Below are 23,822 nucleotides of genomic sequence, written 5' to 3' on the forward strand. Positions count from 1 at the left end.
TGAACACGTCCAAGCTCTCGGTTGCGAATGGACCGGCCGACTGAGAGTTTCGTCTCCAACTGTACGCGTGGTCCGCTCCCCCTCGCTGGCGCTACGGGCTAGTGTAGGAGGGTCCCCGTCTTTCTTGGAGGCTCGCGCGATGAACGATCAGGAAACTCCGTTGGGCGAATTGCGCGAAATGGTGCGCGAGTTCGTCGGCGAGCGGGATTGGAAGCAATTCCACACGCCGAAGAATATTTCGATGGCGCTCGCGATCGAAGCGGCGGAATTGATGGAGCACTTTCAATGGCTCACTCCGGAGCAATCCCGGGCGATCGCCAAGCAGGACAAAGACCTGGCTGCCGTGGCGGACGAGTTGGCCGACGTGGTGTGTTACGCCTTCGCGCTGGCGAACGAATTGGATATCGACGTCGCGGCGGCCATGGAGCTGAAGATGGGGAAGAATCGGCAAAAGTACCCGGCGGATAAATACCGGGGGAAGTATAAGTAGGTAGTTTGAAGTTTGAAGTGTTCTGTTTTCAGTGTCAGGGCGCGCAGTCCTCACTGAACACTGAAAACTTCAAACTGCCGTCTTGCGCCCGCTTTTCCCTGGCAACGACCATCTGCTATCGTGCTTGACGGTAAAACCGTTGGAAAAACAGCACGGGAGATGGTCGTCATGCCGGTCCAGGAACAAGCGTTGTTGGAGCTTTGTCGCACTTTGTTGGGAGACGCCCCGGCGCCGGAGAGCACGCTGGAAGGCTATTTGGCGGCGATTCCCCGATTGAATTCACTCAGCGACGTGCCGTCCGGGACGCCGGTGCTGATCCGGGGCGACGTCGATGCCAAGCCGGGCGCCACCGTCGGCGAAGGGGACGTGCGGCTGCGATCGATGCTGGCCACGCTTCAATTCGGCCGCGAGCGCGGCTGGAAGCAGATCATTTTCGGGCACATCGGCCGCAAGCCGGAAGGCTCGTTGAAGGCGGTCGCCGTGCGACTTGGCGAATTGCTCGGCGCGCCGGTTCCGCTGCTGACCAACTGGTACGACGCGAACACGAAGACGGTGACAGAGGCCACCGCGAAGGCGATTGCCGACGCCGCGCCGGGCAGCGTGCTGGTGCTGGAAAACACGCGTGCTTACGACGTCGAACGCGTGCTCTGGAAGGCCAAGCCGGGCGATTTGTCCAATCTGGTCGGCGATTTGACCAAGTTCGCTAACGAGTTGGCGGCGAAGGTGTCGCGGATTTATATCAATGAAGCCCTGTCCGCGGGGAGCCTCGACGCTTCCAGCACGATTGTCCCGCTGGCGATGGACCGCGTGGCATTGGGGCAATACGTGGCGGGCGAGTTCGACGGACCAATGCGGCGCTGCCTCAAAACGCAGTTGGTGATTTTCTCTGGCCTGAAGACAGACAAGCTCGACGACTTGGAAGCGATGATCGGCCGCGGCACGATTCGCTGGGTGTTCACCGCCGGCTCGCTGGCCATGGCGCTCAAGAAGGCGGCGGCGGAATTGGATGGTCAGACGTTTTCACTCGGCGTGGCAGAGGACCCGGCGCACGCCGACAGGCCGTACTACATCGAACGCGCGCGAATCGATCAGGCGAAGTCGATGTTGACCGACGCCCGCGCGAAGGGGATTCGCTTTGTCTTGCCGGTCGATTTCATTCTGCAGGACGGCCGTGCCGCGGAAGTGATTGGCCCGGCGGATCAGCAATTCGATATCGGACCGAAGACCTCGGCGCTGTTTGAACAGAAGGTCGGCGAGTTTTTGGCGGAGAAGCGCGAAGGAGCGGAGCCGCCTGTGGTGTTCCACAATGGCGTGTTCGGGATGTTCGAGGACCCGCGTTTCGAAGAGGGTACGCGGCGCTTCGTCAGCCAGTTGAAACGGATGAAAGACTCCGGGGCCGAGGTCTACATCGGCGGCGGCGAAGGGGGCACGGCGCTGGACCGGTATGGCAAGCCGGATTGGATCACCCATTGCTTCACGGCCGGCGGCACGGTTTTAAATGCGCTCGGGAGCCAGCCGGTTCCGTACCTCGTGGCGCTGCGGGCGGCCGCTAAGAAGTAGGAAAGCGACGGTTGCGCTAAGCCCAGGGAAGGCCCTAAAAGTCGTACCATCGGCGACGACTTCGGTGGCCTTCCCTGGGCTTTGAGTTTTTTTCTTGCGCGAGCGTGAATAGCTAGGCGCCGGCGCCGGACCGGACGCCGCGGCAGAGCGTTACGAGCCCGTCCAAGGCAGCGAGAATTTCTTCTTCCGGCCGGCGCTGTTTCAGCGTCGCTTCGAGTCGGGCTGCGGCTGGCGTAAGTTGGTGGAAGCCATAGCTGCCCGCGGCGCCCTTGAGTTGATGTGCTGCGCGCTCTAGCTCCGGCAGATCCCGCGACTCAAAGCGGCGCAGCAAATTCGACACCCGATCGGGCATCTCGTGCACGAACATCTCCACGATCTCGGCGAGATCCGAATCGTCCGCGAGCGTGGAATACGACAACGGGGGCTCATCTTGGGTGACAGACAACGTCATGTGACGACCTCGAGGCACAAAACAACGGTTCCTAGCACGAGGGGGCGGTACCGCAAGTAAAAGACCAATGGGAAAAGTTAGCTCACAGTTCACCTTCCCCCTGGGGGTATTTCCCAGGTCCAGGCAGATTTGCCGGTCGCATGGATACGGTCAACGGGCCAAGCTGCGGGGAACGGTCAGGGAGGCGAAACACGGCCCGCCGCGACGGTCGCCTGAGTTATGCGCAAATTCCGGTTCCGAAGGAAACGGTCGCAGCGATTCGCCCGTCGCCCGGGTCAACGCAACTGTTCATCTTTTCCCAGCCGTTAGCGATGTTCTGGATGGATTTATCCTAACTGGTTTTCCTGGATTAACGGGGCGGCGGGGACGCGCCGATACGAACCCTAGCTCGAGCGCTACCAAGATCGTGTTTCGATTTGCAACCAGCCAGTCTTTCCTCCCCTACAGGAGACTTCTCATGAAGTCGCGAGTGTTGTTTCCGATGGTGGCGATTGCCGCCTTGTTCTGTTTGGCCGACGCCCGTGATGCGAGCGCCTGCGGCCTGTTGAAGCGTCTTTGTGGCGGCTGTGACTGCTGCAATACGTGCTGTGATCCTTGCGCCGACGCGTGCGACGCTTGTGAACCGAGCTGCGAAGCCGAGACGAGCTGCTGTGATCCTTGCGGCGACGCTTGTGATTCCTGCTGCGATCCGTGCTGTGATCCCTGCTGCCGTCCGCGCTTGCTGCACCGTCTGGGCGGCTGGCTCCGTTCGTGCTGCAAGCGGACCTGCTGTGATTCGTGCTGCGATCCGTGCGCGGACGCTTGCGGCTGCGAATCGTCTTGCGGCTGCAACTAAGGTCGCGTCGGAGTCGGTGCGATTCGCCCTCGCTTCGCACCGCACGTCCGATCGCAACAACCTGAATCAACACACGGCCCTCCCGGGCATCCGGGTGGGCCGTTGTTGTTTTCCGGTAGTGAGGATTGCAGTTGCGGGACGCGTAGTACCGCCCGGCGGGGGAATGTCGAATGACGAAATCTGAATGTCGAATCAAGTCCGAATGTCGAATGTCAAAATGCCGTCACCCCTAGTTAACAGGCCGACCCTTCGTCATTCATTCGATATTCCCTCGCCAGCGTCCGTGCTGGCGCTATCGATGTGGGCTGCTTCTAATTCACTAGCCCGACGCGCCAGCGAGGGGAAGATGAGGTTGTCTTGGAGTAAGTGTCGTGCTCCAATCCACGTCCGCTCCCCCTCGCTGGCGCGTCGGGCTAGTGTAATTCCTGCTCGATTTTCCTCGAATTGCTTGACACGCCCCCCGGTGATCCGTCACGCTGATCCTTTGGGCGAGCAGACGGAACAGGCAATTCTTGGCGAGAGGAGCGTCTCATGGCTTCCAGAGCCGTTGGCGTGCGTGCATATCTGCCGCGCGGCGTTTTGTCACTGATCACTGGGTGTGGCATTTTCTGCGTCGGCAATCCCGCTCGTGCGGAAGAGCCTGCGGCCGACCCGTTGTTTGCCGAGCAACTGGCCGCGGGGGAATTCGCACCGGCCCGCGTAGCGGCGGCACAAGCGGCGGACGCCAAACAACAAGACGCGCGCTTCGCAGAACTGGCGATGGCCCAAGCCGCAGTCGGCGCCAAGCGCGCTTCGCTCGACAGCGCCGGCGCGATTGATGACGATCTGGCCCGCAGCGATACCATGGCGAATCTCGGCAATCAGACCGGCTTCCGTCAGGGGGGCGGCGTGCAGCCGGACTTTGATTCATTAATTGAACTGATTACATCCACAATCGCGCCCACGACTTGGACCGAAGTCGGCGGTGCAGGAGCAGTCCAGGAATTCCAATCCGGCGTCCACATCGACGCCGCCGGAACGGTACATCGACAGCTGGCGAGCGCGGATTCGGACTGGTTGAGAGATCTGCGTCAAAAGGCCAAGAATGAGACTGCGACGGCCGGTTCCGTGCGGGCGACTTCCGGACTGCGCAAGATTTCACTCACGCGATTGGAGCGTGAAGTCCAGGTGCGCCTGGCCGCAGGCGAGCCGATCGAGGAAGACCTGGCGTTTCTGGCCGGACTGCAGCGAGTGAAATATGTGCTCGTCTATCCGGAGACCGGCGACATCGTGCTGGCCGGACCGGCCGGCAATTGGCAGCGCGATGCCGAAGGGCGCGCGGTGAGCACGGAAACGGGGCGGCCCGTCGTGCAGCTCAACGATCTCGTGACGCTGCTCCGCGCCATGCGCGCGGCGCCGGACGCTGCCATGACCTGTTCCATTGACCCGCGCGCGGAGAACTTGGCCGCGGCGCAGGAGTATATCAACGCCACGAGCGCCAAGCCGCTCAAGGCCGGAGCGCGCAGCGCTTGGCTGGAAAGCATCCGCGATCGCGTCGGTCTCCAAGACGTGCGCTTTCGCGGCATCGACCCGCGCACCCGCGTGGCGCAGGTGTTGTTCGAGGCGGACTATCGTATGAAGCTGGTCGGCATCGGGCTGGAAGAATCGGTGCCAGGCGTGGTGAGTTACCTCGATTCGGTGAAGCTCGCGCCGGGCCAGACGGCGCCGCTGATGGACGTGTTGCGTTGGTGGTTCACCATGAACTACAGCGCTGTGGTGGCTGACCAGGAAGGGTTGGCCTATGAGCTACGCGGACAAGGCGTACAAGTTCAGAGCGAGAACGAATTCCTCGCCGCGAACGGTCAGCGCCAGCACACAGGACAAGCGAATGATTTGAATCAGGCTTTCGCCAACAGTTTTACGCAGCACTTTGGCGAGCTGGCGGAGAAGTATCCCGTGTACGCCGAACTACAAAACGTCTTCGATCTCGCGCTTGTGGCCGCGCTGCTGGAAACGCAGCATGTGCCGGATCGCGTGGGCTGGCATCTGACTTGTTTCAACAACCCGCAGCAGTTTTCGATTCCGCTGGCGTCCGCACCGCAGGCCGTGGAGTCGGTGGTGAACCATCGCGTGATCAAAGGGAAACAAATCATCGCGGCTGTTTCCGGCGGCGTGCGGCTCGACCCGTACGCAGCGCTCCGCAACACGCCACCGCAAAAGGACACGACCGGAAAGCTCGGCAGCGAACGCGATCGCGTTCGGCGAGTATCAGATCAACCCGACCGCTGGTGGTGGGATTGAAGTGCTGCCGCCGCGTCCTCCGCTGTAGCCGAGGTCTGCGACCTCGGGGAGGGGGCATCGCTTGAGGGGAGCTGGTGGGAATACACAAGGCTCGCCGCGAGGAGGCCGATGCGCGCGATTGTGGACGGTGCGGCCGAGGTCAAATTCCTCGGCTACGGAGGAACGCTGGTGCAACGCTTAGCGGCGCAGGCGAAAGGCAGACAAGAATACGAAGGCCACGAGGTACAGGCACGCGAACGCGCCGACCCATTCTTGCCAGTCCCACGCACGCGAAGCGTGCTCGATCATGAATATAGCGCGGTTCCACATAGTTCACCTACCAGTGGAACCTTAGCTTTTTTTCGCCGACATGCCTTGCCGGCGCCGTACGGACCAGCGATTCGATGCGTGAGATCGGCATCGTGGGACACAGAATTGCTACGACCCGCTTTTTCGACAAGCAGGCGTGCTGGCGGCGACCGCTATTCGTCGTACCAGTACTCGGTCGATTCGTGCGAGGACAACTTATCAGCCGCGGCGGTGAGTTTCGGATCAAGACGAACGGCCGTTTGATAGCTGGAGCGAGCGCTGTCGCTGGCGCCCAGGCGGTCATAGGCCACGCCGCGACGGTAATAGAGCTGCGCGTCGTTCGGCAACTGGCGAATCGCGGCGTTGAAGCTGGCCAACGCCTCCGTCAGGGCAAAATGCTCGATCTGGGGTTCGGATGCCGCCAGGTTCAGGTACGCCATCCCACGGTTGCGAAACGCTTGAGCGTTGCCAGGGTTCGCTTTAATCGCGCGATCGTACCAACGAATCGCGCGGTAGTAGTCGCCCTGGATGGCGTAGATGTATCCGCGCCAACGGTTGGCTTCGCCGCCCAGTCCCCCGCCAAAGATCGCGGCCTGTTCGAAGTCGAGCTTAGCGACATCGTATTCGCCCAAATGGAATAACGCGATGCCGCGCTGCATGAGTGAATCGCCGATCGTGCCCGGTGCGGTGGCTGCATAGTCAATCGCCTTGCTATAGGCATCCGCCATCTGTTGCCAATGTTCCTGCTTCGCGTGAATCTGACCGGCCACCACGAACGCTTGCGCGTTGTTGGGCGTGGTCTTGAGGACTTCGTCGACGTCCGCCAGGGCTTTGTCGAAATCTTTCGTTTCGACGTAGGTCAAGGCGCGATTCAAGTAGCCGTTCGCCGCGACAGGGTCGATGGCGATCGCCTGGTCGACGGCGCGGATCGCTTCGACGAAATTGCCGGTCAGACGATAGACGAGGTTGCGGAACAAAAAGGCGTCAAAGTAGTCCGGCTGCAAGCTGATCGCCTCGTCCGTCGCTGCGAGAGCGCCGGCGAAGTCGCCTTGGTTGACCAAGATGTTAGCCCGTTGAAAGGCTTCCAAGGCATCATCGTTGATTTGCGGACCTTCGGCGGGCGCCGCGGCCTCGGCCGTAGCGTCGGCGGCATCTGTCGCGGCCGGCGTCTCAACTGTCGGCGATGTCACCGGCGCGGCGGGAGTTTCCGTCGTCGGCGTTTCCGCGGCCGGTTGTTCCGCGGTCGGCGCTTGCTGGAACAAATAGTCCGGCGGTTGCGCAGCGGCGCCGCCGGCCAATACGGCGGACAGTCCAATACCTTGCAAGCCGCGAATCACTTGGACGGTGCGGGAAACGGTCATGGTACTTTCCGAAGAGTCCGCCGTGGGCAATCGATGAACGCACTTATCGAATGATATCGGCGACCGCCCGCCAGGGCGCGCGAGGCGCTCCAGAGAGTGCGCATTAAGCGGAAGGTAGCGACAGCAGCGCGCCGCAATACGATCGCGCAAATTCCGCCCACCGGCGAAACCGGTGCGACCGACATTTTGATCCGCGGCGCGATGCTAGCCGCTGCGATCCTTGCGAGGTTTTTTCTTGCGCCGCTTCGTGGCGCCGCTCCTGGCGGCTGCGGGGACCATCGGCGCACTGGGGTCCAACATTTCCGCCAGACCGGCGTCGACGATCTCCTGGCCGATGACGTACCTGCCGGGTTGCATCCAGGCGATGACCGCATCGATGCTGGCGCCGAAGACCTGGGCCAGGAGAACGTCCATTTCGCGTTCCAAGTACGCAAAATGCCGTGCCCATTCCGCGGCCTCGGCCAGTCCGACGTGCTCCTCGCTCTGCCACTTCATGGGATGAAATAGCAACACGCTCAGCGGCGTGACCAACCGGCGCTCGCAGACGGCCCAGGGCCAGATCGCGGCCGAGGAGCATTCGCCCGTCACCACTCCCGTCGCACGGAGTCCGCGCAGACGGATCAGGTTCATCAATGCTAAGGCGACATAGGGGCTGCCGCCGGGGGAATCAAAATACAGGATGCATTCCCCGCCCGGCGGTACGTCCAGCAACCGATCGGTGAGCTCCGATTCGTGTTCGGTCAGGTCGCCGACGATCGCGATTTCGAGCGGCGGTTCGGGCGTGGGCATGCAATCAACTCATGGTTTGGAGCGCGACCTTGGGTTTTCGCTGCCGTGCAGCGGCAGTGAGAGGTTACGGGGCATGCTTCCATCGGTCAACGCTCCGCTTTCGCCAAGTTGCCAGGTTCGCCCGGACTGCGACTTTGGCGACGGCCGGTCCGATTGCTTGCTTCCCATCCCCACGAAAGGAATCGTATAATCGCAACGGGGCTACCGGTCAGGGAGATCGGACCAAGGAACAGGAGGAGGCCGGCGGCTGTTGGGGTCGCGGGCTGCCAAGCTCAAGATGGGAATTCGCTTTCAATGCCCGGCCTGCGGGGCCAAGCTGAACGTTAAGACCGAGTTGGCGGGCAAACGTGGGGCTTGTCCGAAGTGCCAGGCGAAAATCCAGATTCCGGCCTCTGACGAAGCGGAGGCCGTGGCGGCCGCGGTCTCGCCAAGCGGTGCGGCGACCAACGGCGCTGCGTCGCCCGTTGCACCTGCGCCCGCGCCGGTCGCTTCCAACGGAATGTCCGCCGCCGCTGCGGCTGTTGAATCAAAGTGGTTCGTGCGACCGCCTTCCGGGGGCCAATACGGCCCGGCGGCGGAAAGCGTGCTGCGGCAATGGATCGCCGAAGGGCGAATCACGCCGGATACGTTGATCTGGCGCGAGGGTGACCCGGAATGGCAACCGGCTGCGGCGGCGTTTTCCGAACTGGGGAATCGGCCGGTCCCGGTGACTGCGCCGGTGAAGGCCGAGCGCCCAGCGCTGTCGTCGAAGACCATGGTGAGTTTCCCCACGGCGCCCATTCCGCAGGATGTGGATGAGTTGGACGCCGCGAGCGCCGCCACGGCGATGTTGCTGGCGAAACGCAAACGTGCTCGTTCGACCGGGCTGATCATCATGGGCGTGCTCGTGCTCTGTGTGTTGTTGCTGCTGCCCATTTTGATTTATGTGCTCACCAACCCAGGCGGTACGCCGCCGGCTGGCGAATCGACTGGCCAATGGCCAAGCGTTCGCTCGGTTTTGTCTGAGGCGCAACTGAGTTGAGCGCCCGGTTCACTTGCTGCTTTGCTTCTCCTCAAAAGGACGACCCTGATGAACTCTTGGATTCCAGCTTTGGTGCGCGCGACGGCCTGCGCACTGGTGTTGTCTACCGCGCCGGTGCTGGCGGAAGAAGCGGAAGCAAATCGCGCCATTGAATTGGCCGAAGGGAAATTCACACTGACCGCGCCGGAGGACTGGAAGCGCGAAGAGCCGCGCTCGCGGATCATCGAGCACGAGTTCAGTGTGCCGGTAGCTGAAGGAGACGAGCAACCTGGTCGCATGACGATCATGGCGGCGGGCGGTTCGATCGACGCCAACATCGAGCGCTGGTACGCCCAGTTCAAGCAACCGGCTGGCGGCGCGGTCGAGGCGGCCAAGCCGGAGAAGCTCAAGGTCGGCGATGTGGAAGTGCATCTGGTGGATATCGCCGGCACGTTCATGGACCGCCCGAACCCGATGGCGGCCGGCGTCGAGCGGGAAAACTACCGGATGGTGGCGGCGATCCTCGTCGGCGACAAGATCGGCCAGTACTTCGTCAAGTTCTACGGACCCGCGAAAACCGTGGAAGAACAACACCAAGCTTTTGTGGAAATGATCGAAGGACTGCAAGCGAAGTAGCCCCGGGAGCGGATGCGACCGGGCGTTCCCCAAGCTATGCTTGCGGTGCCTCGGGCTCGCCCAGATTTTCGCCCTCCCGCCGCACGATCCGCGTCGCTTGTTATGAAGATTCAGCGTTTCCTCGAACATCACGGCGTGCTCAGCAATCCCTTCGCCGAGGAGGATGCGCAGACCGATCCGGTGTTCAAAGATCACTGCATCTCCGGCACGTACCATCCGGCCTGGGACAAGGTGTACGGCGAGCCTGGCGAACCGGCGACCTCGGTGGTGTTCGGCGAAAAAGGCGCCGGCAAGACGGCGTTGCGATTGCAGATCGTCCGCCACTTGGAAGAATTCAATCGCGTCCATCCGCAAGAGCGGCAGTTCGTCATCGAGTATGACGACTTCAATCCGTTCCTGGATCGTTTTCGCGAAAAGCTGCCGTCGCGCCGCCGCCGCCCGGATTTGATGCTGGCCGAATGGCGTCTGTGGGACCACATGGACGCGATCCTGTCGTTGGGCGTGACATCGCTGGTGGATCGCGTGCTCGGACAAGGCTCGCACGCATCCGGAACGCAGCGTCCCGAAGTCGAACGCTTAGATCACTGGCAGCGCCGCGATTTGTTATTGCTGGCCGCCGCGTATGATCGCACGCTCGCCGAGCCGATCGAAGGGCGCTGGCGGCGGCTCGCGCGCGTGCTCAAGTTTTCCACCTGGACCTCGCAGTGGCCGATCGTCCTAGGCCTACTCGTCACCGCCGCGGTCGTGGCGATTCTGGCCGCGCAGGGCGCCTGGAATCAACTCTGGAGCCGCTTCCCCTGGCCGTATTTGTTGGTGCTGGCGGGTTGGACGCCGTGGCTGTGGCGCATGTGGGCGTCGTTTTGGCCAGCAAACGCCTTGCAACGCCATTGCCGCGTGATCGATCATCGGCCGTGGGCGGTCTCGCGCCTGTTGGCCCTGTTTCCGTATCGTGAAATCGCCGGGCAGCCGCTACCGAATAAGGATCGCACCGACGATCGCTACGAGCTGCTGGTAAAGTTCCAATCGGTGCTGCGGAGCCTTGGCTATACCGGCATCGTGGTGCTGGTCGACCGCGTCGACGAACCGCATCTGATCAACGGCGCATCGGAATTGATGCGGCAGCTCATTTGGTCCATGCTCGACAACAAATTCCTCAAGCATCCTGGCTTGGGAATCAAATTGCTGTTGCCGATCGAGCTCGGGCACGACGTCGATCGCGAGGAACGCGACTTTTACCAGCGCGCCCGGCTCGACAAACAGAACATGGTTCCTTCGCTAAACTGGTCGGGCGAGGCCTTGTTCGACGTCGCCAATGCCCGGTTGCAGGCCTGTGCGAAAGACGGGGCGAAGCCGAACATCCGCTCCCTTTTGTCCGACGGCATTTCCGAACGCCGGTTGATCGATTCCTTCCGGCAACTGCGCGTGCCCCGGCATTTGTTCCGGTTCTTGTACCGGCTGCTCGTGGCTCATTCCAACGCCCATACGAACGAACAACCGGTCTGGCAGATCTCGCCCGAGACCTTCGAATCGACGTTGGCGATCTACCTCCGCGACCAGGACGCTTTCGACCGCGGCCGCGGCGCGGGGTGATTCGGAATGCCGAAATCCGAATGACGAATCAATTCCGAATGTCGAATGTCTAAATGGCCACGCCCCGCCATCTTTCGTAGAGCCCCTGTTTCGACATTCGGATTTCGACATTCATTCGTCATTCGAGCTTCGAAATTCGACATTCCGCTTGCCCCTGCACAGCTACTCCGGGTACATTTTCCGCCCGAGCTTAGCTTGGGTGACATTGCGTACCCGCACGGAAAGGAATCCGTCCCATGGCCGCGACATTGGCCGAATTGGCGTCCTTAGTTCAGGGGACGGTCCGCGGCGACGAGCAGTTCCGCGTCGAAGGCGCGAAGACCTTGCGCGACGCCGGGGCGAACGACATTAGCCTGATCGATCACGCCGACAAACTGCCGAAGCTCAACGGCTCGGCGGCCGGCGCGGTGGTGATTCCGCGAGGTCTCGCGGGGGTTTCCCGGCCCGCAATTGAAGTGGACGACGTTCACCAGGCGTTTACCGGGCTGGTCCTGCATTTTCGGCCGGCGCGGACGGCGGGCGCGCGGGGAATTCATCCGACGGCCTCGATCAGCCACACCGCCACGCTGGGAAACAATGTCTCGATTGGCCCCGGCGCGACGATCGGCGACGACTGCGTGATCGGCGATGGCGGCACGATCCACGCCGGCGCTCATCTGATGGCTGGCTGCCGACTTGGACGCGACGTCACAATGTTTCCGGGCGCGGTGCTGTATGACGAGACCATCGTTGGTGATCGCGTCACGATTCACGGCGGCGTGATCGTCGGCGCCTACGGTTTTGGCTATTCCCAAAAGAACGGGCGACACGAGATCTCCGCACAACTGGGTTGGGTGGAAATCGAAAGCGACGTGGAGATTGGCGCGGGCGCGACGATTGATCGCGGCACTTATGGTCCCACGGTGATCGGTGAAGGGACGAAAATCGACAACCAGGTCCAGGTTGCCCACAACTGCCGCATTGGCAAACACAATCTACTTTGCGCCCAGGTCGGTATCGCCGGCAGCACGTCGACCGGCGACTACGTCGTGATGGGCGGACAAGTCGGCGTGCGCGATCACGTCCACATCGGCCGTGGTGCGGTGATCACGGCGATGGCAGGTATCACGAACAACGTTCCGGACGGCGTCGTGATGATGGGCATTCCGGCCACGCCGATCCGCGAGCAACACGTCAAGCAAGCTGCTTGGACGAAGTTGCCCGAGATGCGTGCGCAGTTCCGCGAGTTAGTCCGCCAGGTGACCGAGTTGCGCGAGCGATTAGGTTTGGCGAATGAAAAGAAGGCGGCATGAGGAAGTTTGAAGTTTTCAGTGTTCAGTTTTCAGTCGAGTAAAGTGAACTCATCACTCATCACTTGTATCTCACCCATGCCCGCGACAACAGCAGCCGGTGGTCCTCCGCGCGTCGGATTGCTTGCTGGTTGGGGGCGTTATCCGATCGTGGTCGCCGAAGCGTTGCGAGCGCAAGGCTATTCGATTTATTGCCTGGGATTGAAGGACAACGCCGATCCGGCATTGCGCGAGATTTGCGCTGACTTTGAGTGGCTGGGCATGGCGCAGTTGGGGAAAGCGATTCGCTACTATCGCCGGCAGCGCTGCACGCAGATCACTATGGCCGGCAAGATTCACAAGGTGCAACTGTTTCAACCTTGGGTGTGGTTGAAGATCGTGCCGGATTGGCGGGCGGTGAAGTGCTATTACCCGCACTTCTGGTTGACGAAGAGCGATCGCAAGGATGACACATTACTGGGCGCGGCGATTGCGGAGTTCGCGAAGGATGGCATCACCGTCGCACCGGCCACCGATTTTGCTCCGGAGTTGCTCGTGAAAGCAGGACAACTAACGCGTCGCGGACCAACGGCGGCGCAAGTCGCTGATATGGATTTCGGCTGGTCGTTGGCCAAGGAGATGGGTCGGCTCGACGTGGGGCAGAGCGTCGCTGTGAAAGGCCGCGCCGTGTTCGCCGTGGAAGCGATCGAAGGGACCGACGAATGCATTCGCCGCGCGGGGCAACTTTGCCGGTCCGGCGGCTTCACCGTCGTGAAGACCGCGAAACCGCAGCAAGACATGCGGTTCGACGTCCCGACGATCGGCGTCGGCACGCTGGAAACGATGGTACAGGCCGGCGCGGCGGCGCTGGCCATCGAAGCCGATAAAACGATCATCCTCGACGAGGCGGCGGTGCTGGAGTTCGCCAATCGCCACGGCCTGGTGATCGTCGCGCGACGCAACGATGCGCAAGCCGCGGCGGCGTAGCGCGGCTTTTCGCGCCAAGCCCAGGGAAGGTCGTCCATGACTTCCGCCCATGGAGCGGTTTCGACGACCTTCCCTGGGCTTAACAGCGCGGCATACCGATCACCGTCTATTTCTTCCCCGTGTAAACGCGCACATTCTTCGTCGCGCGGCCGACGGCGACAATGTCCGTGAGTCTGTCTCGATTCAAATCTGCGGCCCCGAGGTCTTCCACGGCGACGCCGGCAGGATCGACGAGTTGCCGTGTCCAAGTGATTGCGCCGGCGACGTCCACAGCCGGATCGTAGATACGCACGCCGCGCGGGTTGGCTTCGTCGATGGAGTCCCGCACGCCGATGATCAATTCCTCGTCGGCGTCGGCGTCGAGATTCGCGCACCAGACGCCGTGGCCCCATTTAAGTTGTTCGTCGAGCATGTGGCGATCCCAGAGCGGTTGCGCGGCGTCGGCCGGTCGTGTGTAGACGACGACTTGAAACCCGTGCCAAGGCTCGACGGTGGCGATGTAGTCGCGGCCGTTCGCCAATTGCCCGCGCTTGATTTCACTTGCTCCGCGCGACGGTGCGCCTTCGACCTGGTAGCCGGCGCCGATCACGGTTCTTCGCCAGGTATCGTCGTCGTTGCGTTCCAGCAGCGACACGCCTTCGAAGCTGACCGTGAGTAGGTCGAGCTTGCCGTCGCCGTTCAGGTCAGTCGGCCAGAAGTTATGCGCGACGTGCAATTCCTCATTGAGCACCGTCGCTGGCCAGCGATCTTTGAGGGGGGCGGCGGGGATCGAATACGCCATCAGGCGCACGGTCTTCTCGGCGAACGCGGGGCCCGTTGTGCCTGCGCCCAAGAGCGGCAGCATCACCAACTCCGGCTGGCCGTCTCCATGGAGATCGACCCACCGCATGCGATGCACGCTCGGCTCGTCGGCGATGTGCCGCACCGTCCACGGCTCATCGAGCGTCGCGCCCGGCGTCAACCATTGCACGGTGCCGACCGCGTTGGAATCGAGTCCCTTCCAGCCGGCGCCGATGGCTAGGTCCAACCGCCCGTCGCCGTCGATGTCGTGCGGCGCGACGCAGACATTGTCGCGCGCCGTGGTACCGGCCGTGATCACGCGCCGCTGCCAGGAGGGATTTTCGTACCAGAGCACGCGTTCGGTATCGACGACGATAATATCGAGCCGCCCGTCGGAGTTCACGTCGGCGAGCGAGACGGCGTATCCCACGCCCAGTTCGCGCTCTGGCTCAGCCATGTCGAACGCCCATTCCGCCTCGAGGCGAGAAGTGCCAGGCAGCAGGCAAGCGCAAATGAACGAAACAATCCAGTAACGGCGGTGCATCGAGGACGTTCTCCGGAGCAGAGCAAAGCCACGCCCGTCATTAAACCTGCCGCGTCACCGCATTTCAACTTCGCAACTAATCCGTTCCCGAGATTACCCGGGTTTCGGCCTCGGCGGCGACCGGTTGCGCGAGGCCGGTGCTCGCGATCTCCGCGGTCACGCGTGCCGCTCCCGGCGTGACACCGCGGGCGACGACACGGAACGATACCGGCTCGCCAGGACGAATTTCCGCCAGCGGATCGAACCGCACGCGCTGGCCTTCGACCTGCGCGCCGACTCCGCCCGGTCCGACGGTTCCGGCCGGTACCGCGGTCAGTTCCGGCGGCAGCGTGACGGTGACGACGACATTGGTATCAGCGCTCGTGCCCTCGTTGGTGATGCGCACTTCATAGAAGCCAGTTTTGCTCACGGCCAGCGGATCGCGGCTGTCGAACATCGTGGCGGAGAGTTTGCTCGCCGCGGCGCGAACGCTCATGCACTTCTGATCGTCGGCCCGCAGTTGCTCGCGGCAGGTGACGGTCACGGAACTGCAGATGGAATTGCCCGCCGAAACGCAGCGGTATTTCACTTTGAAGGTCTTCGACGCCCCGGCGGCCAGTGTCGCGAGGGGTGTCCAGCGGATGTCTTCGCCGACGCGTTCATGTGCCGACGGCGCCAATTGTAGCGCAGTTAATCCAGGGTCGAACTGATTCAAAACCGTGACGTCATGCAAATCGGTGGCGCCGTTGTTGGTCACTTTGATCGTGAACAACGGCTCGTCGCCCGTGTTTCCGCTGGCCGGCCCGGCGCATTCGACGAGCAAATCGCCTTGTTGCGCGGCGCCGGACGCTGCCGGCGGAATGCTTGGCGCAGGCTCGGTCGATGGTGGCGGTTCGTAGGGAGTACCGACCGGCGGAGGCGCGACGTTGAGGTCCGTCGCCAGCACGTTGCCTTGTCCTTGCGCGAGCGTCGTCGTTCCGTCAGATGTATAAACGATGACGGTATGCTGCCATTCCCCGGCGGCGAGTACCGTGAAGTTCAATGGCTGCGTGCGCGACTGTCCCGGCGGAATGGACGCCAAATCGAGCTCAACCATCTTTTGGCCCGGCGCGCTGCGCTCGATTTCATGCTCCAGACCGGCGTCGTACTCGTCGCGCACGAGCAACGGTCCGGTGGCGGTCGTGCCGAGGTTCGCGATCGTGATCTCGCATTTCACAACCTCGCCGACCGACGCGGCGGGCGGATTCGAAATGCGGACGCTTAGCTGCGACCCAGCCGGCGCTGTCGGCGTCGGATCCGGTTCGACGGCGGCGGGTTGAATGGGCGCGGGATCAAACGGGGCGCTTGCTGGCGGGGAAGGTGTGATCGGCGTGCCGGCGCCGGACCAACTCACGCGCGTCATGCCCGTGGCCACGGTCAAGGTCCGCCCGTCATAGCCCGACAGCGTGCCGGGGCGGATAACTTCGACGCGCACGTCGGTCGTGCCGGCCGCAGCGGTTGCCTGTTGAAGATCAACCGTGGCTTCGCCTTGCGGGCTGGTTTCCAACTCCACCGATTGCCCGTCGCCCGCGCCAAAGCTGGCAGGCGCGCCGCCGGCGACTGAGTACCGCACACGGTAACCGGTCAGCGCGGTCCGATCCGAAAGCCGCAGCAGCGAGGTCGTCAGGGCCTGTTCCCCGCCAGACGGCGCCGAGGTCGACGGCGGGAAGCTCCATTGAGCATCGATCCAATAGATGCGCGCAGTGCGTTGACGAGCTTCCCACGCGCCGAGCTGCGGCGCGAAGGCAGTCACGTGGCTGATGCCTTCCGCCGGCGAAGAGACGCTGATCCAAGTTTGCCCAGCGGTGATTGGCAGGTCGTCGGCCGTCGAGGCGGTGCCGCGGTTGAGGATGTAGTTGCGTGTCGCCGTGGAACTGATGGCGTAGTCGGCGTCGATTTTCTGCGCCGAACCTGCGCCGCCGAACAGCCAATCGAGCGGCGCGCGTTGACTGATCGTCGCCACGTGGCCGACGCCGGACGGATCGATCGTCCATTCGACGCGTTGTCGCGGCTGGAGCACCTGCTGCGAACCGAACACGCCAGCCACGAGCGTGACTTCGCTGCCCACCGGCGCGATTATATCCGCCGGGGCGAGTTGCAAGACAACCTCGGGCGCGGAGGACAACACTACCGGCGGCGCGGGAATCGGAATCGTCGGCAATGCCGGGGCAGGGGCCATCACCACCGGCGGAGCGATGATCGGCGCACACCCGGGCGCGGCGGCGCCGGTCGGCGGCGGCGCGATTGTGGTCACGCTGGAACTTCCGACGGGAGGGTCGACGACGAGCAGTCCGCGGCCGCTGGGGTCGAGTCGGGGCATGCCGCCGGCACAGCCGCCGACGCAGAGCGCGAGAAGCGCCCAGCCGCAGCGCGCAGCATGGCTCCGATGTTGACCGATGGTCGTCATAGTTCGCCTCAACTGAAAATTACCACCAAAAAAGCGGCATGCGTCGCTTTTCGGCAACGTAAGGCGAGGCGAAATGACCACGCGGCGGAAGAACCGCTACGATTGAAACCACGTGCGTCTAGAATTGCACCGGGCTGACGCCGAGGTCGACAATGCTGCAGGCGACGACGACGTTCAGGCCGCGCGATTCCGCGGCTTCGATGAGCTCCGGGCTCTCGCTGCCGGGATTGAGCCACAACTCCCGGCATCCCTTGGCGGCGATCTCGTCGATCATGCCGAGGCCGATCTTGGGCGGCAGATACACGCTGATGCGGTCGAGCTCGACCGGCACGTCGGCGAGCCGCGCGTAGACGGCGAGCCCCTCGATCCGGCCCCCTTTGGGATTCACCGGGTAGACGTCATAGCCCTGCTGCTGATGGGCGCGGAGCGACTTGTTGCCGAACTTGCTGGGATCGGCGCTGGCGCCGAGGATGGCCACGGTCTTGGGCATGGAATCGATTCGCCTAATTCTCGTCGCGGCGCACGTTGGCCGCGGCGGCTTTTTGTTGGCCGGTCATCCAGTACTTCCAGGCCTGGAGGTCGTAGCCGAAGTTCGCGCCAGTCAGGCTCACGAGCGCGTCGAGCACGTCCGTGTTGCGAACGTGCTCAACGATGACCTTGGTGCTGCCTCCGGCGGAAAGTCCGCCGCCGCCGCCGCCCGGGTTGCCAGGGCCGCCGAAACTGGCGCTATACTGGCTGTCGCCACCTTCCTTGATCGTGTGCTTGTGCGTCGTCACCAGGGCGTCAATCAACGCGGTCACTGCGGAAGGATCCTGTAATTCCTTCAGACAATAGGCGGCGCGATTGACGATCAAGTTGTCCTTGTGTTTCAGCACGCCCGCGTAGTATTTGACGAGTTCGGGATGCGGCTCCTTCTTGAGAAAATCAAGACACGTTAAGCGCACTTCCAAGTCACCGTCGAAGAGTGCGCCGTCTCCCAGGACGTAGATCGCGTCGGAGGAAGGGATTTGCGCCAGCGTCTCGACGTACAGGATGCGAACGTTGGGAACCTTCTCGCCGCGGAAGTATTGAGCAATCGCCGGCACCGAATTGGGATCGGTCACGTCGCGCAGCATCTCTTCCGCCTGGCCGGCGCGTTCATCGTCCAACCAGATTCGCCAGAGTTTCAGTTTCTTGAACCACTCGCCGGTTTCCTTTTTTTTCTTGCGGTGCCGCTCGGCCAGTTCGACTTCCTGCGGCAAACGCCAACGTCCCCGATAGCGCACGTAACCGCGCTCGATGTAGACCTGATCTTGCGTCTTCCATTCATTTTCGATCAGCGTGTAGCCCAACGCTCGACGGGCATCGGCGTGATTCGTGTCGAGCGCGATGACGCGTTCCAGATGTTTGCGCCGCGGTTCGCGGAGATTTTTTTCCCGGCACCATTCGGAGAGCGACCATTGCCCCTCGGCGGTGTCCTCATACGTATCGCGAATGCGCTCGTATTCCAATTCGTCCGCCGTTGGGACGTAGACCTTGACCACTTGATCGCGGGCGAGCTTCACCGAGCCGCCGGTCGCGGTGCGAATCAGATAATGGTCCGCCTTGGCATCGTCCTTATTCAGCCATTCACCTTGGATGCGGCCTTCGTTTTCCAGCACGAAGACTTCCGCTTCGGCGCGCGCGGCCACGCAGACCAGTGCGGCCAACATACAAAGCGTTCGCGTCGTGTGACCCATTCGGCTGTCTCCTTCCGGCGTTCCCCTTAAGTATAAGGGTCGGACTCGGTCCAGGGGAAGCAAGTTCCACACTAGCCCGTAGCGCCAGCGAAGGAGAGTTGACGCCGGTGATGACCACAACGAATACGCCAAGCGGACCTTTTCATTACGATCCAGTTCCCCTCCAGCGACGCGGCAGAGCCGGCCCGGGGTTCATGTCAACCGATTCCTGATGTCAAACCTCCCTCGCTGGCGCTACGGGCTAGTGTTGGCAATTCGTGCTGCCCCGTCACCCCGGGGGATCGGCGTAGACGGTCCAACCTGCCGCGATTCACACGAAGTCCGGTGCGAAGTTAGTCCGAGGGTCGGCGCGACGCAAGCTACGTTGGTATAACGGACTAAGGAAGGCGCCGGCCGCCGGCTTGCGCTCCCCGGGTGGGGCGGCACCGCCTCCCCCCTGGAATAGGTACGGCCCTCGAACGGTGCGTCCCCTCGCATCGCTGCGATCCATGATTCACGTGCAGCGTCTGACGAAGACATACGCCGACCTGCGGCGCGGCGAGTTCGTGGCGCTCGATCACGTGAGCTTCGACGCGTATCCCGGCCAGATTTACGGATTGCTCGGCCCTAACGGAGCCGGCAAGACCACGGCGCTACGGATCTTGAGCACGGTGCTGCAACCGACCGACGGCACGGCCGAAATCAATGGCTGCGACGTCGTGCGGCAGCCGTCCTTGGTGCGGCGGCAGATTGGTTTCATGTCGGCCAACACCGGCGTCTACGATCGCATGACCGCCTGGGAAATGGTCGAATACTTCGGCCGCTTATACGGGCTGCACGATGAACCGCTCCGCGCGCGAATGGAACAACTGTTCGAGCGGCTGCAGATGAACGAAATTCGTGACGTGCTCGGCGCAAAGATGTCGACCGGCATGAAGCAAAAAGTTTCCATTGCCCGGGCGATTGTTCACGATCCGCCGGTGGTGATTTTCGACGAGCCGACCTCGGGGCTCGACGTGCTGGTCGCCCGGGCGTTGCTGACCACGGTCGCCGAATTGAAGGCGCAGGGCAAGTGCATCGTGTTTTCGACACACATCATGACCGAAGTCGAGAAGCTGTGTGATCGCATTGCGATCATTCACCGCGGCAGCCTGCTGTCCGAAGGGACGTTGACCGAACTGCGCGAACGGCATCAAGAGCACGACCTGGAGGAATTGTTCTTCCAGCTCATTTCCCGCCATGACGAACAACGCCGGCTCGACGCCGCGGTCTGCTGACGATGAAACGGGCAAAAATGAACTGGGGCAACGTCCGCATCATCTTCGAGCGCGAAGTGCGTGACCAGATGCGCGATCGGCGCACGCTGTTCATGATCTTCGTACTGCCGTTGCTCCTGTACCCACTTCTGGGACTGAGCTTTTTGCGGGTGCTGCAGTTTCTGCAACAAAAGCCGTTCCGCGTGATGGTGATCGGCCAGGCGGAACTGCCCGAAACGCCGCCGCTAATCGCCGACACGCGGTTTGCGAGCTCGCTGTTCGACGATCCGAAGCAAGTCGATTTGCTCGAATTGAGCTATCCTGAGGACACCAAACAGTCCCCGGAAAAGCAGGAAATCGCCGCCAAGAAAATGCTCTCCAAGGGAGAGCTTGAGGCGGTGCTGGTGATCCCCGGTAGCTTCAAGGAACGACTGGCCGAGTTCCGCGCCAAGTTGCCCGACCGCAGTGGCGCCGCCGCGCCGGAGGAATCCGCGAGGCTCCCGCGGCCCAGGTTGATTTTCAACGACGGGAAGGAAAACTCGCGCTTGGCGGAAATCCGCTTGCAGCGAGTCTTGCAGACTTGGAGCGAATCGATTGGCCGCGACAACCTGGCCCGCGCCGGATTGCCCGAGGCTGCGGCGATTCCGTTTCGCATCGAGTCGGCCGACATCTCTCCGCCCAGTCGCCGTGGCGTGGCCGGTTGGTCGAAAATTCTGCCATTCATTCTGCTGATTTGGGCGCTGACCGGCGCGTTTTATCCCGCGGTCGATCTTTGCGCCGGGGAAAAAGAACGAGGCACGCTGGAAACCCTTTTGATCAGCCCCGCGGAACGCGGTGAGATCGTGTGGGGCAAGCTGCTCACGGTGATGCTGTTCAGCGTCTTTACCGCGGTGCTGAATTTGCTGAGCCTGGGTTCAACCGGCGGGTTTGTGGCTAGCCAATTTCCGGTGTTCGGCGCGCCCCCCTGGAGCGCGATGGTTTGGCTGCTGATCGCCTTGGTGCCTGTCTCGGCGCTCTTCAGCGCGGTTTGCCTGGCGCTGGCGGCCTTGGCCCGCAGCACCAAGGAAGGGCAGTACTACCTAATGCCGGTGATGCTGGTCATCACGCCGCTGGTGTTCGTGACGCTTTGGCCGAGTGTCGAGTTGACGCTTGGATTCAGCCTGATTCCGGTGACCGGCATCGTGCTACTGCTAAGGGCGCTGCTCGAAGGGGAGTTTTGGAACGCCCTACGCTTTGCGCCGCCGGTGATCGTCGTCACGGGGCTGTGTTGCCATATGGCGATTCGTTGGGCGGTGGATCAATTCAGCCGCGAAAACGTCTTGTTCCGTGAGAGCGAGCGGCTCGACCTCCGGCTTTGGCTCAAGCACCTGTGGCGCGATCGCCAGGCCACTCCTTCGGCGGGCGCCGCGATGACTTGCGTGGCGGCGATTCTGTTCGCCCAATTCGGGCTGCAGGGATGGATTGGCAGTGGGACGTCCATCACGACGGTGGCCTTAGGCAGCCAGTTGGCGACGATCCTGCTGCCAACGCTGCTCTGCGCGTGGTTCCTGTCGCGCAGCCCGCGCGAGACGTTTCAGCTCCAGTCGCCGAAACCGCTCGGATTGGCCGGCGCCGCTGCGTTGGCGCTTTGCTTGCACCCCGCCGCGACGATGGCCTCGGCCTTTGTGCAGCAGCTATATCCCGTGCCACCGCAACTTTCGGAACAGTTAGTGGGTGTGCAACAACAACTGAACGCCATGCCGCTTTGGCAAGTGCTGCTGCTGTTCGCCTGTCTGCCGGCGTTTTGTGAAGAACTGGCGTTCCGGGGATTCGTGATGTCGGGATTGCGCCACTTGGGCAATCGACGGCAAGCGATCGTGATCTCGGCCCTGGCGTTCGGGATTACGCACACCGTCAATCAACAATCGATTTTGGCGACGATGACCGGCCTGGTGCTCGGTTTCCTGGTGATTCGCGGCGGCAGCATCTGGTGCCCCATGCTGTTCCATGTGCTCCACAACAGCCTAGCGATCGTGATGGGCCAAGTAGACACTGCAATGGTGCGAAGCTGGCCCCTGCTGCGGTATTTGATGGTGGAAACCGGTCCGGGCAAGTGGGAATATCAGCACGGCATCGTCCTGGCGGGCCTACTGGCGGCGATTCTGCTCGTGTCCGGTATCAATCGCGTGCGTTACCGACAGACGCCGGAAGAGAAGCTCTACGAAGCTATCCGCCACGACGCCTCCAGCGCGCCGGTCGGTTAGCGTCCACCTTACGACGCATGATTCCGGCAAAGGCGTAACAGACGTCACTCGCGGAATGGTTGCTTTGCGGCCAGCCGTATGCCTCATGTAACGTCTGAATCAGTCGCGACGCGTTGCGCTGGCATTGCAAAGATGCCGTACTTTCCGCGTCGATGCTCACGACGAGAGAATGCCTTGCCCGACGGCGAAACGGATTTGCCGTTGGTCCCGATTCCCGCCTCTTAGAGGCGGCGCGTTGGGGAAGCGTCCATGGAGGGATGTCATGTCTAGCGCTCGGGCGGTGCGCCCCTGGTTGATCGTGGCGCTCGCGCTGACGGGCCTGGTCGGCTGCCAAAGCCTGCCGCGGCACGATCTGCCGTGCCCGCCGCCGCCGAAGGTGCGGCCGCAGCCGATGCCGCGCGAATTGGCTAAGACGGCTCTGCCGGACTACGTCATCGAACCGCCGGACATTCTGCTAATCGACGCGATCAAAGTCGTGCCCTTGCCGCCGTATCGCGTTCATACGCTCGATACGCTCGTCGTCTTTGTCGCCGGAGCGCTGCCGGAACAGCCGATTAGCGGCGAGTTTACCGTGGAATCGGGCGGGTTGATTAACTTCGGTCCGCCATATGGTTCGGTCAATGTCGCGGACTTGACGCTGGATGAAGCCACGAAGGCGATTGAAGCGCATCTGCGACAGACACTGTCGGAACCGCAGGTCACTTTGCAGCTTGGTTCGACGATCGCCCGCCAGCAGATCGCCGGCGAACATCTGGTCGGCCCGGACGGCATGGTCAGCCTGGGCACGTACGGCAAAGTCTTCGTCGCCGGGATGACGCAATCGCAAGTCCGCGCGGCGATCGAAGGGCACTTGTCGCAATTCCTTGAGAAGCCCGAGGTGGCCGTCGACGTCTTCGCCTACAACAGCAAGTTCTACTACGTCGTAACGCAAGGCGCCGGGCTCGGCGACGGCGTGACGAAGTTCTCCATCACCGGCAACGAGACGGTGCTGGATGCGATCGCCGAAGTGAACGGGCTCGACGCCGTTAGCTCGAAGCGCATCTGGGTGGCGCGGCCCTCGGAAGCTTCGCCGGAGGGCGTAGTCGTGTTGCCTGTCGACTGGCAAGCCGTGACGGAACTGGGAAGCGCCAGCACGAATTACCAGTTGATGCCCGGCGACCGCGTGTTTATCCAGGAAGACCGCCTCGTGGCGATGGACACCTGGGTGAGCAAGATGATCTCGCCGTGGGAACGGATCGCCGGCTTCGTCTCGCTCAGCACGCAGACGGTCTCGGGGGTGCGTTTCTTCCATCAGGGGCGGCGTGGCGGCAACAACTTCTAGTGCGGGATGGTTCGTTTCGCT

General features: G+C 62.4%; 18 protein-coding genes. 11 read left to right on the top strand and 7 right to left on the bottom strand.

Annotated features, from left to right (window positions below; translation table 11 throughout):
- The first annotated feature begins 139 nt into the window (after positions 1-139).
- Together SGJ19_00940 and pgk are read left to right on the top strand one after the other, a co-directional pair.
- On the top strand, positions 140-490 hold the full coding sequence (locus SGJ19_00940) for a nucleotide pyrophosphohydrolase (protein MDZ4778800.1): 351 nt from the start codon (positions 140-142) through the stop codon (positions 488-490).
- 168 nt (positions 491-658) lie between these two features.
- Positions 659-2,050, top strand: a complete 1,392-nt coding sequence (pgk, locus tag SGJ19_00945) for a phosphoglycerate kinase (GenBank protein MDZ4778801.1) — start codon at positions 659-661, stop codon at positions 2,048-2,050.
- A 112-nt stretch (positions 2,051-2,162) separates the two neighbouring features.
- On the opposite strand, the gene SGJ19_00950 is transcribed toward pgk, so the two are convergent.
- Positions 2,163-2,501: an Hpt domain-containing protein gene (locus SGJ19_00950; protein ID MDZ4778802.1), complete on the bottom strand. Its 339-nt coding sequence runs from the start codon at positions 2,499-2,501 to the stop codon at positions 2,163-2,165.
- Positions 2,502-3,867: 1,366 nt separating this feature from the next.
- Between SGJ19_00950 and SGJ19_00955 the strand changes: the two genes are divergently transcribed.
- On the top strand, positions 3,868-5,616 hold the full coding sequence (locus SGJ19_00955) for a DUF1598 domain-containing protein (protein MDZ4778803.1): 1,749 nt from the start codon (positions 3,868-3,870) through the stop codon (positions 5,614-5,616).
- 461 nt (positions 5,617-6,077) lie between these two features.
- On the opposite strand, the gene SGJ19_00960 is transcribed toward SGJ19_00955, so the two are convergent.
- Together SGJ19_00960 and SGJ19_00965 are read right to left on the bottom strand one after the other, a co-directional pair.
- Positions 6,078-7,265 carry a tetratricopeptide repeat protein gene (locus tag SGJ19_00960; protein MDZ4778804.1) on the bottom strand — a complete coding sequence of 396 codons (1,188 nt, stop codon included), beginning with the start codon at positions 7,263-7,265 and terminating at the stop codon, positions 6,078-6,080.
- A 204-nt stretch (positions 7,266-7,469) separates the two neighbouring features.
- Positions 7,470-8,054, bottom strand: coding sequence for a hypothetical protein (locus SGJ19_00965; GenBank protein ID MDZ4778805.1), 585 nt, complete (start codon positions 8,052-8,054; stop codon positions 7,470-7,472).
- 250 nt (positions 8,055-8,304) lie between these two features.
- Here SGJ19_00965 and SGJ19_00970 point away from each other — a divergent pair, with 250 nt between their 5' ends.
- The 5 genes from SGJ19_00970 (at position 8,305) to lpxI (ending at position 13,535) form a co-directional block, all read left to right on the top strand.
- Positions 8,305-9,075, top strand: a complete 771-nt coding sequence (locus tag SGJ19_00970; protein MDZ4778806.1) for a GYF domain-containing protein — start codon at positions 8,305-8,307, stop codon at positions 9,073-9,075.
- Positions 9,076-9,123: 48 nt separating this feature from the next.
- Entirely contained in the window at positions 9,124-9,690 is a 567-nt protein-coding gene (locus SGJ19_00975) for a hypothetical protein (GenBank protein MDZ4778807.1), read from the top strand.
- A 102-nt stretch (positions 9,691-9,792) separates the two neighbouring features.
- Positions 9,793-11,280, top strand: coding sequence for a hypothetical protein (locus SGJ19_00980; GenBank protein ID MDZ4778808.1), 1,488 nt, complete (start codon positions 9,793-9,795; stop codon positions 11,278-11,280).
- A 236-nt stretch (positions 11,281-11,516) separates the two neighbouring features.
- Positions 11,517-12,572: a UDP-3-O-(3-hydroxymyristoyl)glucosamine N-acyltransferase gene (lpxD, locus tag SGJ19_00985; GenBank protein ID MDZ4778809.1), complete on the top strand. Its 1,056-nt coding sequence runs from the start codon at positions 11,517-11,519 to the stop codon at positions 12,570-12,572.
- 75 nt (positions 12,573-12,647) lie between these two features.
- Entirely contained in the window at positions 12,648-13,535 is an 888-nt protein-coding gene (lpxI, locus tag SGJ19_00990; GenBank protein ID MDZ4778810.1) for a UDP-2,3-diacylglucosamine diphosphatase LpxI, read from the top strand.
- A 106-nt stretch (positions 13,536-13,641) separates the two neighbouring features.
- Here the strand turns inward: lpxI and SGJ19_00995 are convergent, their stop codons facing one another.
- The 4 genes from SGJ19_00995 to SGJ19_01010 all read right to left on the bottom strand — a co-directional run bounded on the left by SGJ19_00995 (position 13,642) and on the right by SGJ19_01010 (position 19,002).
- Complete coding sequence (locus tag SGJ19_00995; GenBank protein MDZ4778811.1) at positions 13,642-14,859, bottom strand: VCBS repeat-containing protein; 1,218 nt, start codon at positions 14,857-14,859, stop codon at positions 13,642-13,644.
- Between the two features lie 76 nt (positions 14,860-14,935).
- On the bottom strand, positions 14,936-17,284 hold the full coding sequence (locus SGJ19_01000) for a hypothetical protein (GenBank protein ID MDZ4778812.1): 2,349 nt from the start codon (positions 17,282-17,284) through the stop codon (positions 14,936-14,938).
- Positions 17,285-17,402: 118 nt separating this feature from the next.
- Positions 17,403-17,774: a CoA-binding protein gene (locus SGJ19_01005; protein MDZ4778813.1), complete on the bottom strand. Its 372-nt coding sequence runs from the start codon at positions 17,772-17,774 to the stop codon at positions 17,403-17,405.
- Between the two features lie 13 nt (positions 17,775-17,787).
- Positions 17,788-19,002: a hypothetical protein gene (locus tag SGJ19_01010; protein ID MDZ4778814.1), complete on the bottom strand. Its 1,215-nt coding sequence runs from the start codon at positions 19,000-19,002 to the stop codon at positions 17,788-17,790.
- Between the two features lie 488 nt (positions 19,003-19,490).
- On the opposite strand from SGJ19_01010, the gene SGJ19_01015 reads away from it, so the two are divergent.
- The 3 genes from SGJ19_01015 (at position 19,491) to SGJ19_01025 (ending at position 23,801) form a co-directional block, all read left to right on the top strand.
- On the top strand, positions 19,491-20,258 hold the full coding sequence (locus tag SGJ19_01015; protein ID MDZ4778815.1) for an ATP-binding cassette domain-containing protein: 768 nt from the start codon (positions 19,491-19,493) through the stop codon (positions 20,256-20,258).
- Positions 20,259-20,260: 2 nt separating this feature from the next.
- Entirely contained in the window at positions 20,261-22,480 is a 2,220-nt protein-coding gene (locus tag SGJ19_01020) for an ABC transporter permease subunit/CPBP intramembrane protease (GenBank protein ID MDZ4778816.1), read from the top strand.
- Positions 22,481-22,742: 262 nt separating this feature from the next.
- Complete coding sequence (locus SGJ19_01025; GenBank protein ID MDZ4778817.1) at positions 22,743-23,801, top strand: polysaccharide biosynthesis/export family protein; 1,059 nt, start codon at positions 22,743-22,745, stop codon at positions 23,799-23,801.
- Positions 23,802-23,822: the final 21 nt, after the last annotated feature.

The organism is Planctomycetia bacterium (genome assembly GCA_034440135.1).
Classification (GTDB): Bacteria; Planctomycetota; Planctomycetia; order Pirellulales; family JALHLM01; genus JALHLM01.

What these genes read in the sequence shown, in the direction of transcription:
- SGJ19_00980 (MDZ4778808.1), top strand. Translation starts at nt 9,793, where the DNA reads ATGAAGATTCAGCGTTTCCTCGAACATCACGGCGTGCTCAGCAATCCC.
- SGJ19_01010 (MDZ4778814.1), bottom strand. Translation starts at nt 19,002, where the DNA reads ATGGGTCACACGACGCGAACGCTTTGTATGTTGGCCGCACTGGTCTGC.
- SGJ19_00950 (MDZ4778802.1), bottom strand. Translation starts at nt 2,501, where the DNA reads ATGACGTTGTCTGTCACCCAAGATGAGCCCCCGTTGTCGTATTCCACG.
- SGJ19_01020 (MDZ4778816.1), top strand. Translation starts at nt 20,261, where the DNA reads ATGAAACGGGCAAAAATGAACTGGGGCAACGTCCGCATCATCTTCGAG.
- SGJ19_01025 (MDZ4778817.1), top strand. Translation starts at nt 22,743, where the DNA reads ATGTCTAGCGCTCGGGCGGTGCGCCCCTGGTTGATCGTGGCGCTCGCG.
- SGJ19_01005 (MDZ4778813.1), bottom strand. Translation starts at nt 17,774, where the DNA reads ATGCCCAAGACCGTGGCCATCCTCGGCGCCAGCGCCGATCCCAGCAAG.
- SGJ19_00955 (MDZ4778803.1), top strand. Translation starts at nt 3,868, where the DNA reads ATGGCTTCCAGAGCCGTTGGCGTGCGTGCATATCTGCCGCGCGGCGTT.
- lpxD (MDZ4778809.1), top strand. Translation starts at nt 11,517, where the DNA reads ATGGCCGCGACATTGGCCGAATTGGCGTCCTTAGTTCAGGGGACGGTC.
- lpxI (MDZ4778810.1), top strand. Translation starts at nt 12,648, where the DNA reads ATGCCCGCGACAACAGCAGCCGGTGGTCCTCCGCGCGTCGGATTGCTT.
- SGJ19_00940 (MDZ4778800.1), top strand. Translation starts at nt 140, where the DNA reads ATGAACGATCAGGAAACTCCGTTGGGCGAATTGCGCGAAATGGTGCGC.
- SGJ19_01015 (MDZ4778815.1), top strand. Translation starts at nt 19,491, where the DNA reads ATGATTCACGTGCAGCGTCTGACGAAGACATACGCCGACCTGCGGCGC.
- SGJ19_00995 (MDZ4778811.1), bottom strand. Translation starts at nt 14,859, where the DNA reads ATGCACCGCCGTTACTGGATTGTTTCGTTCATTTGCGCTTGCCTGCTG.
- SGJ19_00960 (MDZ4778804.1), bottom strand. Translation starts at nt 7,265, where the DNA reads ATGACCGTTTCCCGCACCGTCCAAGTGATTCGCGGCTTGCAAGGTATT.
- SGJ19_00965 (MDZ4778805.1), bottom strand. Translation starts at nt 8,054, where the DNA reads ATGCCCACGCCCGAACCGCCGCTCGAAATCGCGATCGTCGGCGACCTG.
- pgk (MDZ4778801.1), top strand. Translation starts at nt 659, where the DNA reads ATGCCGGTCCAGGAACAAGCGTTGTTGGAGCTTTGTCGCACTTTGTTG.
- SGJ19_01000 (MDZ4778812.1), bottom strand. Translation starts at nt 17,284, where the DNA reads ATGACGACCATCGGTCAACATCGGAGCCATGCTGCGCGCTGCGGCTGG.
- SGJ19_00975 (MDZ4778807.1), top strand. Translation starts at nt 9,124, where the DNA reads ATGAACTCTTGGATTCCAGCTTTGGTGCGCGCGACGGCCTGCGCACTG.